The sequence below is a fragment of the Rhodococcus sp. NPDC060176 genome, from assembly GCF_042728675.1.
Taxonomy (GTDB): Bacteria; Actinomycetota; Actinomycetes; order Mycobacteriales; family Mycobacteriaceae; genus Rhodococcus_F.
On record NZ_JBHWYS010000018.1, the window covers coordinates 1 to 11,571 of the forward strand.

The following is an 11,571-nucleotide window of genomic DNA, read 5'->3' on the forward strand; positions in this document are numbered from 1 at the left end:
CGTGATGGTGGACGTGAACGACAGTCGGCGAACTGTTTCCTTCCGCGCAAATGTTGCCGTTGACCTCGGCGGGTTCGGTTGCCGGGAACAGGGCGCCGACCGCTTCGATGAGCCGATTGACGTGAGACCGGGCATACACGTCGAAGTTGCGATACCCCCTCAACGCCTCCCGTGCCGCCCGCACGTTTTCCACCTGTTCGGCGGCGAGTACATGACCTCCGACAGGGACATACTCCCAGCGGCCATGGGGACTCGGAGTGATCGCGGTGTCGTTCATGCCTTCTCCTCGATTCCGTATGCGGCCCGGATTTGGGCGATTGCTTTGGCGAGTGTCTTCGCGACCTTCGCCCGGTTGAAGTCGGTGTCGGTGCCGAATTGTTGGACTGGGTCTCGTTGCTCGACTTCGACGTCGCCCATCGGCGAGACGACGGTGATTTTGACGATGGTCATTTCGTGCTCCATTCGATTTCGAGCCAGAGTGCGGGCGGTTGACCTTTGACGGCTGGGTGGATGACGGGCATCGCTTTGGTCATGAGGTCTGGTGTGTCGTCGGCGGCGAGTCCGTGGTCGACGAGTCCGTCGCAGCAGGCTTTGAGGACGGGGACGAGGTTGTCGGCGTCTCGTTTGCGGTTTGCCTTGGGCCGGTAGCAGAGCGTGACGGTTGCGTGCGCTAGGCCAGTCGGGACGCTGGCGGCTTTTGCGAGTCGTGCGGTGCACGTCCTAACCCCTGCCGTAATTCGGGCCTTCACGGCCCAATGCTGGCGATCGTTCATCGACAGCGGTGGCTTCGCATACGGCAGATCGATGCGGGCGATCATGCGGCCGCCTTTGCTGCCCGGTACTGCTGGATGCCCCAGGCGATCGCGTAGCAAGCCATCAGGTAGTGGAAGTCCCACTCGCGGAGATCCCACTCCCACGTGTCCGAGAACTCCCACACCTCCGACGAGCCCACGTCGGTGAAACTCCAGCGAGCGAGCGCATCACGAACCAGGGACTCGTCGGCGAGAGTGAACTCGTCGAGCACCTCTTCGCGCAGTGACCGCCAGGCAGGGCCGGCCGGGTCCGACATCCAGTGCCGCTGTTCGAGGAACGCTTCGACGATCCGAGACTTGGCCTTGTCGGACTCGTACACGCGGGTCTGGACACTGCGGTTGGTGATCTTCTCCGCCCAGTACTGCGGATTAATTCGCCCGCGGTCCATCGCGAAGAACCCGAACATGTCGTGCTCACGGGAGAACGTGAACGAGTCGAGGTCACCGTCGATGCACAGGTGCCCCGGCCAGGTGACGAGATCCCAGTGCATCATCGAGGTTCCGGGCTGAGCGAACCGAACGTGCCGGTACACGCCGTCATCGTGAAGGATCGTCATCTCATGCTCAGCGGTATCGCGATCGAACCATTCCTTGGGCGTCAGGGCGCGTGTCATGCTGCACCGCCGAGAACGCAAACCCCTGTGGATAACTCGATTTCAGTTCCGCGCCGGCCGCGCGAAGCAGCGGCATCCACGTTCGATCCACTCACATCCGAGGGAAATCGTCCTGCCCCCCTGTGCGCGTTGCTTACAGCTACCAAACGAGATTTTGCTGTTATTGAATCTTCGTTAGTACCGTCCGTCCGTCCGTGCATATGCTCGGAGCAATGCTTGGGCGGGATGCTCGAGCATATGCTCGATGCATTGCTTGGCTGCATCATTTTTGGTCCCATCTCGCTGCTGCTGCCTTCTGTGCTTTCTCGCGTCGACGCTTGGCTTCCTCGTCGCTGACCTGGTATTCGTCCCATCCGTGGATGGCCCATCCGCCCGGCACGACTAGCCACAGGCCGACTTTGACGAGGCGGTCCGCATCCGCTTTTCTGGCGTGAATGAAGGCCAATGCGGAGCGAGGAATGAAGCCATCCGTGCCGTGTTTTCCGCTGTAGGTCATCGCCATCATGTGAGCGAATGCGGCTTGAAAAGCCTTGTCGTCCACGAGTTCGAGCACTTTCGGGTGGTCCGCAAGGGTTGTATCGAGTCGAATCCATGGCAATCCCACTAGTTCGGACCCTTCGTGGCCGCATGTTTATTGCTGTGTGCGCCGAAGTCCTGACCCCCTGCGATGGCCCACCGCTCGTCCGTTTTGATGGCCCACGCGAGACACTCTTCGCGGACAGGGCATTCGAAGCAGATCGCGCGGGCGGGGAAGCTCGCTTCGCGACGCGCCTTCTTGTTGTGGACCTGGTTCGGGAACCACAGCTCAGGATCGTGATCGCGACACTTGGCACGTGCGCGCCAATCGATGTCGGCGTTCATGCGATCAACGTCCTTTCAGGAGTCGGGTGTCAGTGGGATCTGACCTTCGGCGCCAACCTCGGCGAGGCGGTTCTTCCAGAGCTCTAGCAAGCGACCACGATGGTCGACCAGGTCGAATGTCTTGAGCTGTGCGCTGATCGCGTCGAGTTCGGACTTGTCGGCAGCGTTAGCGATTTGTGCCGCGATGTCGTCGGCCTGCTCATTCGTAATCACCGGCGGACCATCAGGCAGCGGGTCGACATTCCAGATAGCTCGCCGGCCGCGCGTCACAGTCAGATTCGTAGGCACACGCTTCTCGATGTGCGACACGTGACTGACTCGAATTCCGCCCACCTCTTGCCCTCCGAAGCGAACAGTCGGGTCGGTGTAGATCGTCATCCGCCGGCCGACGTACTTCGCAGCGTCCGGCCCCCATGCCTTGACGAGAACCCGCCGCATCGACTTACTGGGACGGAAAGGCCTGCCCGGGAATTCAACGAGGTTGATGTTCACCGGCTGCTCGGCTGAGCCTGGGGTCACCTTCTCGACCGTCACGGTGCGAGGTCCGGCGAGCAAGTCATCCGCGTTGAGTTGGTCGGACTTCGGAGCAAGAGAATCTGTGAGATCCATTGTCATTCCTCCTGTTTCGATGGAGTTGCGAAAAGGTTCTTGTGAGTTCCGCTGATTGGGCGACCGTCGATCAGTTCTGCACACTCCGCACATGGGTGGTGGTTGTAGCCCGGGCCGCTGACGCCACCACCTACGGAGAATCCGACGCGGTATCGACCGTCGTCCTCGCGGGCGAAGCGGTCGAAGCCGCAGAGGATCGCGCCCGTTCCGCCCCGCTCGCCTGGACCGGCCAGGTGTACATCCAGGTTTGCCGCAGAGACGAACAGCGAGTAGTCATCGCCGGGTCGGGAGCACTCAATGGTTACGAGATCCATGGTCAGATCACCATTTCCATTTCGATGACTCGTTCGGTGAGAGGGAAGATGGCGACCGACTCTTCGTAGATTCGAATCATTTCGGCAGCATTCGCTTCGAAGGCGTCGACTGCAGCGCTGATCGCGTCGAACCAACGCTGATCCGGGAAGACACGCTTAACCCACAGGTGCATGCCGCCGGAATAGCTGATGTAGTCGATCCACTTCCGGCCGGACACCAGTAGTCCGCACTGCAGTTGCGCCATGTTCTCGGCTGGCGGGTGACCGGCGATCACGGTTTCGACCTGTTTCTTCTGTCGACGAGACTTGACCTCGATCAGTCCCTCGTCGCCGACTACCCCGTCTGGTGAGTAGCCGAGCTTGACGCCGTTGTGTTCGCGGATCATGAACCCGGTCTCGCGAACTGGCACGTCCATCCACTCGGCGTACTTGTCGCGCGCCCGCGGTTCGTCTTCGATGCCGCGCAACATGTCGTCGCTGATGCACGTCGGATCGGTCCAGTTGGTGATCCGTTCGGCCACAAGAAGGGCTGTCACACTGCGAGACGTGTCATTCCTCGCGGTCTCGAACACGATGCTCGAGGTGCTGCGGCGCGCGACCTCGGCGCGCTCCGAGTGCAGCGTCTTGATTGTCGCGCCGGCCTTCACCTTGCTGCGGCACGCGTCGTTCGCCGGGGCATCACACGCTGGGCAGGCATAGTCGATTGCCGTCAGTGATCGGGTGGTGATGAGCTGGCCGACGACGGATGCCGTCACAATCCCCCGGCGCTGGTCGTGCCACTCGTCCGTGCCCTGCTCGATGTCAGGGAGTTCGATCAAGGTTGGTGCGGTCATGCCATCACCTCCGTGAGTGTGTTGGAAAAGTCTTCGACCAGGTGCAGAGCGCTGTAGACGAACCGGTCGTCGATGAAGCAGTCGATGCGAATCTTGTTGCCTTCGCGAGAGATTTGGGTGCGGTTGAATCCGTCCGCGAGCTCGCTCATCGCTGCCAGTCCTTTACGTCGTCGCGCGGGTCATATTCGTGGAACGGGTCCGGTTCGGCGGGAAGGCATTCCTCGGAGAACGGGTCCACGTCCGGATCGAGATGCGAGGTCACTGCGGTGCACCTTCCAGGTAAGCCAGCGCCTTGATCTCGTCCATCCGGAAGCCTGACCAGTGCACGATTTCCTGTCCCGACTCGACGAGGACCACAGGCATCGACGAGTAGCCGAGATCGATACACTTCTGTCGGCCGGAGTCATCGGCAGTGACGTCGACAGTGACGTAATCGATTCCATGCTTGTCGAACCCACGCTTGGTGAAATCGCACTGCTTGCAATCGGGCTTCGAAAATAGGGTGACGTTCATCGTCTGCTCCAATCGATCATGAGGTTGTCGGGATGGGGGGCCCAGATGTTGGCGCCGTACTGGACGTTGACCAGTTGTCGGCCGTCCCTATCGACGCTGCGGATGATGCCGGGCTCAGTTTCGAGAGTTGCTGGGTGCGTGTAGATCACCGGCTTGCCGACGTTCTCGACGGCTTCGGAGAGTCTCATTCCTCCACCGCCTGCGATCGGGCGTGCGCGTTGAGGTCTCGGCGGTCGAGGGTTTCGCCGAAGCAGCCAGCAGGCTTGCAGTTTGCGGAGCGAATTTTGAATGGGCACGTGCCCGCATGGCAGATCCACGTATTGAGCGAGGAATTCACTTGCCTGCCTCCTGTGCATGGTCGCGGTCTGCTCGATCCCAGAACTCGGCTGGATCGTCCTGGTCATCGAGGCCGTCGTCGTGGTCGAAGTGGGTCACTTCGCCGCCTTGGATGCACGCTTTACGGGAGCTCTCTTAGCTGCGACCCTTTTCGTGGGAGCACGTTTTGCCGGCGACTTCGCTGCAGCCTTGGCTGGAGCCTTCTTTCGAGGTGCGCTCGTCGGCGACTCGGGCGACAACAGGTCAAGCCATGGTGCGATGAACTCGTCGAACTCGATCGGATTGCCACGAATGAGCATCTGGATGCCGAGGAAGTAATCGCCGATGGTCACAAGAAGCGGCTTGTGAGGCGAGACCGCATGAACGCGCATCGAGTCGCCGGAATTCCATTTCGCGAACCTGAAATCCGCCAAGAAATCAGGGTTGATGTGGAATGTTCCACAGGTCGCCTCGTCGCCCAATGTGGTGGACGGGATCTTGTCCATTCGAGGAAACTCGCTGCCCTGTAGATGCAATGCGATTCGAGTGTTGTCGACGTCCACAACTTCGAAGATTCCGAGTTCGACTCGAACCATCAACGGTTCGCGCTTCTGCCCTGCAGTGCCGCCCTGAATCACCTTGAGCAGCTTGGCAACAGCATCGCGACCAAGGAAGCCAAGTCGACCACTTCCGCCGGTGAGCTCCTTCACGTCCATTCGGATTGCGCCGACGCGATACCTGTCCGTTCCGACAACCGCCAACTTGCCGTCATGGATCGACAGATCGAGACCGCAGATCATGGGGATTGTGTCGTCTTTGCCTGCGAACTTCAGTGCGGTGTTCAGTGTTCGGGCGAGGTCGCCGCGAGAGATTCCAAATGTGGTGCTCATGCTGTTGCCTCCGTGGTCCATTCGATTCGCTTCATTGCGTTGCCCCAGCCCTCGTGGTTGCCGACGTGGCCGGCGAGCTTGGCGCAGGTGAGATCTGTTCGCGTTCCGTGCGACTGGCGGCACGGGACACCGCGGCCATTGCAGGGCTGACCGGATTTCGTGCACTCGGTGGTGTGGATGTGCTCGCTCATGCCACACCGCCGATGGGTGCGATCGAGTAGAGCCAGACCATCGCGACCGTGAATGCGGCGGCACCAACGATGCAGACCAGGTAGACCCACCACGCGACCTCTGGGGCCTTCACGACGGTCTGCTCGGCACGATACTTGCCGACGTACCGCGGCTCGACACGCTGCGGCCGAAGCTCCCAGAAGTCGGCGACCTTCGAGTCAGTTGCGTTGTCTGGCGGGGTGTTTTGGGTATGCGTCATCGCAAAATGTCCTTCGCAGGAGAAATGGGAGTGTGGGAAGTTTGGGCCGGTGGCGTCAGGTTGCCGGCCATCGGGACCGGCACGGTCCTACAGTGGTGACGCCACCGGAGTCTGTGGGTTAGGGCGGGAGGATGTGCAGCTCGTCGCCGTAAGCGGAATCGGTTCCACCACCGACATATTCGAATCGGAAGAATCCGCCGTACTCGCGATCAGATTTCTGGGCAGGCTTCACGCGGTCGAGTGTCGCGATCGGGAGGTTGTTGAAGGTGGCGATCATGATTCCCCGTTCGCATGCTCTTCGACGGCGGCGATGAATCCCGACAGATCCGGATCCGCCCAGGGCCCGACGACACGGGAGACGATGGTCGCTCCGATGTTGGTGACGCCGACCTTGCGGGCCTGCTCCTTGGTTGCGTCGAGGGCCAATTGGGCGTCACTCTCCTGATCCCATACCGCGATCACCGGGCGATGTTCGGGCACGCCGATCAGGAAGCGTGGAAGCAGCGGATTCGGCGCAGGCTCGGGGACGAGGAACATGCTTCCGTCCGGCAACCGGATCGCGAACTGACGTGCGAAGTCACTCATGATGCGGCCTCGACGCGCCACCATCCGGGAATCTTCTGTCCGCCACGTCCGGTGTTGTAGATCTCGACAGCGGCTGCTGCGGTGCACTGGGTGACAGGCTCGCCCGTACTCTTGCGGATCACTGCAGCCTTGCCCGTGAGTGCGGAGAGTCCACCGTTTGCACTGGACAACTTCACCACCGCCCGCTCTTCGTCCAGCTCATCGCCATACTTGCCGACGACAAGCGAAATGCCGTCGATGACAGAGGCTTTGAATCCGGGGTCGCCGTAGGCGTCGCGAATGATTCGGAGGGTCTGCGCGAGCGCGCCGGGGCCAACCTTCTTATATGCCTTGTGGAGTGATCCGACTGCGCCGATTGATCCGACGCCACCACCGGCCGAGACGTTCAGCCCGAGCGACCGGACCACTCGGTCGATGTCGCTCTCGGTGTCACGGTTGGCGACGACGCCTACCTTGAAGCGGTGCATGGCGCTGACCGGCTTCACGTCATTGAGCTTGAGGAATGTTTCGGCCTCCTCCTCCTCGGTGAGTCCGTCGTAGCACCAGCACTGCACCTGCTGGTCTCCCCAGCCGATCTGCTTCATGGCTCCGATGCGGTGTGCGCCGTCGATGATCCAGAAGATGCCGTCGCGTTCATTGACGGTGGGCGTGCCGATCTGCTCGATATCGAACCCTGCGGCGATGGCGTCGATGCGGCCCTTGGACTGGTCACGCTGGGCACGGGATGAGACGCGCATCTTGTCGATGGGTACCCAGCGGAGGTGGACGGAGCGCTCGACACGGTTGGTGGTCTTAGACATTTTTGAGTCCCTTCGAGAATTTGGCGAGCGTGCGCAGTGAGGAGTTGATCGAGTCGATGTAGGGCTTAAGTTCGTCGGTGTCGAGGTCGTCGATATAGGCGAGCCCTACACCCATGACGAGACCTTCGAGTGCGATAGAGGTTTCGCGAATGATGTTCGCGGAGTTGAACTTTTTACCCTTGGGTCGCGCTGGTGGTTCGGCGGGTTTCTTGGCTGGTTCGGGCTTCGGGTCGGCGACTGACTTGGACTTCGCCTTGCGTGCCACGTTGGCGCGGGAGAGGTTGCCCTCGTCCTTGGCTTCGGCGAGGGCTTCCTCGAACTGCTCGTCGGTGACGCCGTCCGTGAAGTCGTACACCGATCCTCCGCTCGCGCCAGAGCCGTTCCGCTCGTTGTTGTCGAGGTAGTCATTCGGCGAGGGCTTCCGATCTGTGAATTCAAAATTCACAGATCGACCTGCTTTGGCTTCGCGGGCTGCAATCATCTCCAGCGAGCGTCTACTGGCCGCTTCTTCAGGCGTCTCGATCGTCCCGTTCGCCTGACCCTCGCGAATGCCGACGCCAAGGCCACGCTCCGCTCGACGAACGAACTCGGCCGCGTCGAGCTGCAGTTCCTTGCCGAGGCGCAATTGCTTCGACATTTCTTGAATCGCAGACGCTTTCGCCTTGAATTCGACAATGCCCTTGAGATCCTGCGAAGCGATTGCGGCGAGAAGTCCAGTGCGGGAGTGCGACAGGAGGGCCGTCACTGCACGGGCCTGAGACTCTCCATCGAGTGTGGACAGCGCCTTGACCTTGTCGTCGACCGACGGCGGCAGCACTGCGAGCGGCTGCTCGATAATGTCGCCGTTCAGCTCGTCGAGGTCTGCGTCGGACATGACGACACTCATGCCTGGTCTCCCGTGAGGTGGTCGAGCAGCGCCCGCTCGGAGTCGGAACGGTCCTTGATCGCCTTGGCCAAGTTGCGGCCAGACTCGTTGTAGTTCGCGCGGGCCGCTTCATCGATCCGGCGAAGTGACTTGATGTCAAGGTTCGCGTCGCGCACTGCGGCAACGAGATAGTCGAGCGTGACCTCGGTCGCCGGGGTAGCCGAAGCATCCCCGGCGCCGGGTCCATCTCCTACGCTGTGAGCGCCAGCGTCAACAAACTCGAAGAGGACCTTGTCTCGCTCTTCGTGGGAAGCAGAGGGGAAGGTGGCTGCCAGGCGGGCATCGTCGGGGTAATTACCCCATCGGGCGTGGTACGACTCCACGTATCGGCGCATATTCCAATTGCGCTGATCGGCGGAAACAAGGGCAATCCCACGATGATCAGCGGATGGTGACGCACTGAGTTGCGTCTCCAGCTCCTCACTCACGATGGCGCGTACGTCTTCGCGGGTGAGGGAGGCTGGGACGTCAAGCGGGTTGCGAGCAACGGTGCCGAGCAGGTCACTGACGAGAAACGTGTCACCGGCGGGCCTGGAATTGTCGATCACCCCAAGCTTGCGGAGGATACGCAACTGCTTCCGCAAGGCCTTCAGTGCCCGCTCGGCGTCGGAAGCAGTTGCGTGCGGATCTTGACTGTGTGTCGTAGTATCAGACATCAGGTTCCTTTTCGTGAGGGTGATCGGTTGGCCGTCATCTGTTCCCGCAGGTGGCGGCTTTTTCATGCGGTGCGCCGGAGCTTCTGCGGTTTGACGCCCGATCGCCAAGCGATCGCGTCGGCAGGAAGGATGAGCCAGCGACTCTTGCGGCTTCCTGTCTGCCTGGCGCGCAATTCCCTGCTCTGGCAAGCCTTTAGGACTGTGTTGTAAGACGGGCTCGTGTTCGTCCCGGAGCCTTCCCATCCCAGTAGCCGCGCTATGCGCTCTGGTGGAAGTGGGATCTCGGCGTTCATGCGGCACTCGAATGGAGGGCAGCCGACGTGGGAATGAGCGTCTCGAGCGGTACATCGAGCGCTTCGGCGATCAACACCAGATGATCCAGCCGAAAGGATCGATGCCCGTTGATCTGACGCTTGAGCGTGGTGAGCGGAATGCCAGTCGCTTCCGACAGTTCTTCATTGGTCACGCGGGCCAACTTTTTGGCGTCCCGCACGGCCGCTGCTGTGAGTTCGTTGATTTGGACCATGCGGACCACTTTAAGGACCATACGGACCAAATGTCAAGCATGGAATTCTTCGGTCGGACCAGTCGGTCCAAGAAAGTTTCTTTTCGGTCCAAATTGTGGTCTAATATGACCCATGGACATAGAAAGGCTGAACAGAATGGTTGGCGACGAGATCCGTGCAGCACGTGCAAGGCTCAATCTCAGCCGCGAGAAACTTGCCGAACTGTCTGGAATGAGTTCCAAAACTATCCAGCGCCTCGAAAGCGGCGAGAGGCCTGCAGATGTGACTCAGATGAATGCCCTATGTGAAGTGTTCGGTGAGTCGGTTGTCGATCTAGTGGGTCGAGCCGTCGCCCGAGTTGGATAGCAATTCGCGCCAGTCAATCCCGAGAGCGTGAGCGATCACCACAAGCTCCACAACGGTGACCTCACGCTCTCCGAGGATCAGCTTCCGGACCTGGTTTGCGGACCTGTTGGTCAACAGTCCAATGCGCTCAACGCTCATCGAACGGTCGACAACAACCGCTCGATGCAACACGGACTCAATCGTCATTTACTCCACCTTTGGATCGCGCGTCCTGTTCGAACATCGAACAGTTCGAACATATGTTCGCACACAGTAGCGACAACAGTCCTCAATTAGTCCGAATCCTGAGAGGGGTCATCCGTGGCAACCATCAAGTCGTACGACACGAAAGCCGGACTGCGATACAAAGTTCGATACATGAAACCGGATGGCACCCAGGGATCCAAGGGCGGATTTCCAAGCAAGCCGGCGGCCGAGAGTTTCGCCAACCGCATCGAGGTCAGGAAGCTCGATGGCGAGTTTGTGGACCCGAAGCATGGGAGGCTCACGGTCGAATCGTTGGCACAGCCGTGGCTCGACACCAAGAAAGCCAAGCTAAAAGCCTCCGCCTACAAGCCGCTCGAATCAGCGTGGCGAGTTCACGTAAAGCCTGAGTGGGGCACTGTGCGAATTGCGGACATCGAAGTCACGATGGTCGAGGACTGGATCACGGACCTAGTCACCGATCAGAGAGACCCCGCCAATCCGGAAGTGATCATCAAGAAGGCTGCGAGTGCGACAACGGTGATCCGTGCGCACGCCGTTCTCTCGGGGTTGCTCGACCGGGCGGTGCGAGACCGGAAGATCCTCGCGAACAAGGCTCGCGATGTAGACAACCTCCCGCGGAAAGTTGCGAAGCGGAAGATCTATCTGACCCACGCTCAGGTCGCGTCGTTGGCCGATAGTGCCGGGGAATGGTCGACCCTCGTCTTGTTCCTGGCGTACTGCGGCCTCCGATGGGGCGAGGCCATCGGACTGCAAGTTGGCGACCTCGACCTTCTGCGCCGGCGCGTGAGCGTCAACCGGAACGCCGTAGAGGTCGGATCGGAAATCGTCGTGGGGACGCCGAAGTCAAACAAGCCCCGCTCGATCCCGATCCCCGCATTCCTCGTTGACGAGCTTTCGAGGCATTGCGTCGGAAAGGGCCGCGAGTCACTGGTCTTCTCGGGCCCGGATGGCGACTTCATGCGTCGGCCGAAGACGCCACGCGGGTGGTTCATTCGGGCCGTAGAGGCTGCAGAGCTCCCGACGATCACCCCACACGACCTTCGACACACTGCGGCGTCACTGGCGATCTCAGCGGGCGCAAACGTGAAAGCTGTGCAACGAATGCTCGGACACGAGTCCGCAGCGCTCACGCTGGACGTGTACGCCGAGCTGTTTGATGACGATCTGGATACTGTCGCGAGCGCGTTGGATCGAGCCCGCTCTGCCGTTATCAATTCGTAATCTGTCCGAAAACTGTCCGCTCTCGCGAAGGACGCTTGGATTCTCGACACAAAAAAGCCCCTCACCTGCACTCGCAGATGAGGGGCTTTCGTGGGCGCGGAGGGTTTCGAACCC

The 11,571-nt window shown here is 60.6% G+C and carries 24 protein-coding genes; 3 read left to right on the top strand and 21 right to left on the bottom strand.

The window, feature by feature from the left end:
• The 7 genes from ACFWEM_RS33875 to ACFWEM_RS33905 all read right to left on the bottom strand — a co-directional run.
• Positions 1-277, bottom strand: a 277-nt coding sequence (locus ACFWEM_RS33875) for a hypothetical protein (protein ID WP_378540048.1), incomplete at its 3' end; no start/stop codon positions are given.
• The gene (locus ACFWEM_RS33880) at positions 274-450 is read right to left on the bottom strand and encodes a hypothetical protein (RefSeq protein WP_168798833.1); all 177 of its coding nucleotides are present in this window, start codon (positions 448-450) and stop codon (positions 274-276) included. The genes ACFWEM_RS33880 and ACFWEM_RS33875, both read right to left, overlap by 4 nt.
• Positions 447-818 (bottom strand): hypothetical protein, encoded by a 372-nt coding sequence (locus tag ACFWEM_RS33885; protein ID WP_378540049.1) that lies wholly within the window; start codon positions 816-818, stop codon positions 447-449. Before ACFWEM_RS33885 ends, ACFWEM_RS33880 begins: the two co-directional genes overlap by 4 nt.
• Positions 815-1,426, bottom strand: a complete 612-nt coding sequence (locus ACFWEM_RS33890) for a hypothetical protein (protein WP_378540050.1) — start codon at positions 1,424-1,426, stop codon at positions 815-817. Before ACFWEM_RS33890 ends, ACFWEM_RS33885 begins: the two co-directional genes overlap by 4 nt.
• Before the next feature lie 262 nt (positions 1,427-1,688).
• Positions 1,689-2,030: a hypothetical protein gene (locus ACFWEM_RS33895; protein ID WP_378540051.1), complete on the bottom strand. Its 342-nt coding sequence runs from the start codon at positions 2,028-2,030 to the stop codon at positions 1,689-1,691.
• Positions 2,030-2,287: a WhiB family transcriptional regulator gene (locus tag ACFWEM_RS33900; RefSeq protein WP_378540052.1), complete on the bottom strand. Its 258-nt coding sequence runs from the start codon at positions 2,285-2,287 to the stop codon at positions 2,030-2,032. The genes ACFWEM_RS33895 and ACFWEM_RS33900 overlap by 1 nt, the downstream gene beginning before the upstream one ends.
• Positions 2,288-2,302: 15 nt before the next feature.
• Positions 2,303-2,896, bottom strand: coding sequence for a hypothetical protein (locus ACFWEM_RS33905; RefSeq protein ID WP_378540053.1), 594 nt, complete (start codon positions 2,894-2,896; stop codon positions 2,303-2,305).
• Positions 2,897-2,937: 41 nt separating this feature from the next.
• Here ACFWEM_RS33905 and ACFWEM_RS33910 point away from each other — a divergent pair, with 41 nt between their 5' ends.
• Positions 2,938-3,279: a hypothetical protein gene (locus tag ACFWEM_RS33910; protein ID WP_378540054.1), complete on the top strand. Its 342-nt coding sequence runs from the start codon at positions 2,938-2,940 to the stop codon at positions 3,277-3,279.
• Here ACFWEM_RS33910 and ACFWEM_RS33915 read toward each other — a convergent pair.
• From ACFWEM_RS33915 to ACFWEM_RS33975, 13 genes are all read right to left on the bottom strand, one after another.
• The gene (locus tag ACFWEM_RS33915) at positions 3,213-4,043 is read right to left on the bottom strand and encodes a lambda exonuclease family protein (protein ID WP_378540055.1); all 831 of its coding nucleotides are present in this window, start codon (positions 4,041-4,043) and stop codon (positions 3,213-3,215) included. The two genes, ACFWEM_RS33910 and ACFWEM_RS33915, sit on opposite strands and share 67 nt — an antisense overlap.
• Positions 4,040-4,192, bottom strand: coding sequence for a hypothetical protein (locus ACFWEM_RS33920; protein WP_256519705.1), 153 nt, complete (start codon positions 4,190-4,192; stop codon positions 4,040-4,042). The genes ACFWEM_RS33915 and ACFWEM_RS33920 overlap by 4 nt, the downstream gene beginning before the upstream one ends.
• 109 nt (positions 4,193-4,301) lie before the next feature.
• The gene (locus tag ACFWEM_RS33925; RefSeq protein ID WP_378540056.1) at positions 4,302-4,556 is read right to left on the bottom strand and encodes a glutaredoxin domain-containing protein; all 255 of its coding nucleotides are present in this window, start codon (positions 4,554-4,556) and stop codon (positions 4,302-4,304) included.
• Positions 4,553-4,744, bottom strand: a complete 192-nt coding sequence (locus ACFWEM_RS33930) for a hypothetical protein (RefSeq protein WP_378540057.1) — start codon at positions 4,742-4,744, stop codon at positions 4,553-4,555. Before ACFWEM_RS33930 ends, ACFWEM_RS33925 begins: the two co-directional genes overlap by 4 nt.
• A 243-nt stretch (positions 4,745-4,987) precedes the next feature.
• Positions 4,988-5,761 carry a hypothetical protein gene (locus tag ACFWEM_RS33935; protein ID WP_378540058.1) on the bottom strand — a complete coding sequence of 258 codons (774 nt, stop codon included), beginning with the start codon at positions 5,759-5,761 and terminating at the stop codon, positions 4,988-4,990.
• The gene (locus ACFWEM_RS33940) at positions 5,758-5,952 is read right to left on the bottom strand and encodes a hypothetical protein (protein ID WP_378540059.1); all 195 of its coding nucleotides are present in this window, start codon (positions 5,950-5,952) and stop codon (positions 5,758-5,760) included. Before ACFWEM_RS33940 ends, ACFWEM_RS33935 begins: the two co-directional genes overlap by 4 nt.
• Positions 5,949-6,191 carry a hypothetical protein gene (locus ACFWEM_RS33945; RefSeq protein WP_378540060.1) on the bottom strand — a complete coding sequence of 81 codons (243 nt, stop codon included), beginning with the start codon at positions 6,189-6,191 and terminating at the stop codon, positions 5,949-5,951. The genes ACFWEM_RS33940 and ACFWEM_RS33945 overlap by 4 nt, the downstream gene beginning before the upstream one ends.
• Positions 6,192-6,309: 118 nt before the next feature.
• The gene (locus ACFWEM_RS33950) at positions 6,310-6,468 is read right to left on the bottom strand and encodes a hypothetical protein (RefSeq protein ID WP_378540062.1); all 159 of its coding nucleotides are present in this window, start codon (positions 6,466-6,468) and stop codon (positions 6,310-6,312) included.
• Entirely contained in the window at positions 6,465-6,776 is a 312-nt protein-coding gene (locus ACFWEM_RS33955; RefSeq protein ID WP_378540063.1) for a hypothetical protein, read from the bottom strand. Before ACFWEM_RS33955 ends, ACFWEM_RS33950 begins: the two co-directional genes overlap by 4 nt.
• Positions 6,773-7,576 carry a DUF6551 family protein gene (locus ACFWEM_RS33960; protein WP_378540064.1) on the bottom strand — a complete coding sequence of 268 codons (804 nt, stop codon included), beginning with the start codon at positions 7,574-7,576 and terminating at the stop codon, positions 6,773-6,775. Before ACFWEM_RS33960 ends, ACFWEM_RS33955 begins: the two co-directional genes overlap by 4 nt.
• Positions 7,569-8,462 (bottom strand): hypothetical protein, encoded by an 894-nt coding sequence (locus tag ACFWEM_RS33965; protein WP_378540065.1) that lies wholly within the window; start codon positions 8,460-8,462, stop codon positions 7,569-7,571. Before ACFWEM_RS33965 ends, ACFWEM_RS33960 begins: the two co-directional genes overlap by 8 nt.
• On the bottom strand, positions 8,459-9,157 hold the full coding sequence (locus tag ACFWEM_RS33970; RefSeq protein WP_378540066.1) for a hypothetical protein: 699 nt from the start codon (positions 9,155-9,157) through the stop codon (positions 8,459-8,461). The genes ACFWEM_RS33965 and ACFWEM_RS33970 overlap by 4 nt, the downstream gene beginning before the upstream one ends.
• A gap of 289 nt (positions 9,158-9,446) precedes the next feature.
• Positions 9,447-9,683, bottom strand: a complete 237-nt coding sequence (locus ACFWEM_RS33975; RefSeq protein ID WP_317554957.1) for a helix-turn-helix transcriptional regulator — start codon at positions 9,681-9,683, stop codon at positions 9,447-9,449.
• Positions 9,684-9,819: 136 nt separating this feature from the next.
• On the opposite strand from ACFWEM_RS33975, the gene ACFWEM_RS33980 reads away from it, so the two are divergent.
• Positions 9,820-10,029, top strand: coding sequence for a helix-turn-helix transcriptional regulator (locus ACFWEM_RS33980; protein ID WP_378540068.1), 210 nt, complete (start codon positions 9,820-9,822; stop codon positions 10,027-10,029).
• On the opposite strand, the gene ACFWEM_RS33985 is transcribed toward ACFWEM_RS33980, so the two are convergent.
• Positions 9,997-10,215: a hypothetical protein gene (locus tag ACFWEM_RS33985; RefSeq protein ID WP_378540069.1), complete on the bottom strand. Its 219-nt coding sequence runs from the start codon at positions 10,213-10,215 to the stop codon at positions 9,997-9,999. The two genes, ACFWEM_RS33980 and ACFWEM_RS33985, sit on opposite strands and share 33 nt — an antisense overlap.
• Positions 10,216-10,329: 114 nt before the next feature.
• Here ACFWEM_RS33985 and ACFWEM_RS33990 point away from each other — a divergent pair, with 114 nt between their 5' ends.
• Positions 10,330-11,457: a tyrosine-type recombinase/integrase gene (locus tag ACFWEM_RS33990; protein ID WP_378540070.1), complete on the top strand. Its 1,128-nt coding sequence runs from the start codon at positions 10,330-10,332 to the stop codon at positions 11,455-11,457.
• Positions 11,458-11,571: the final 114 nt, after the last annotated feature.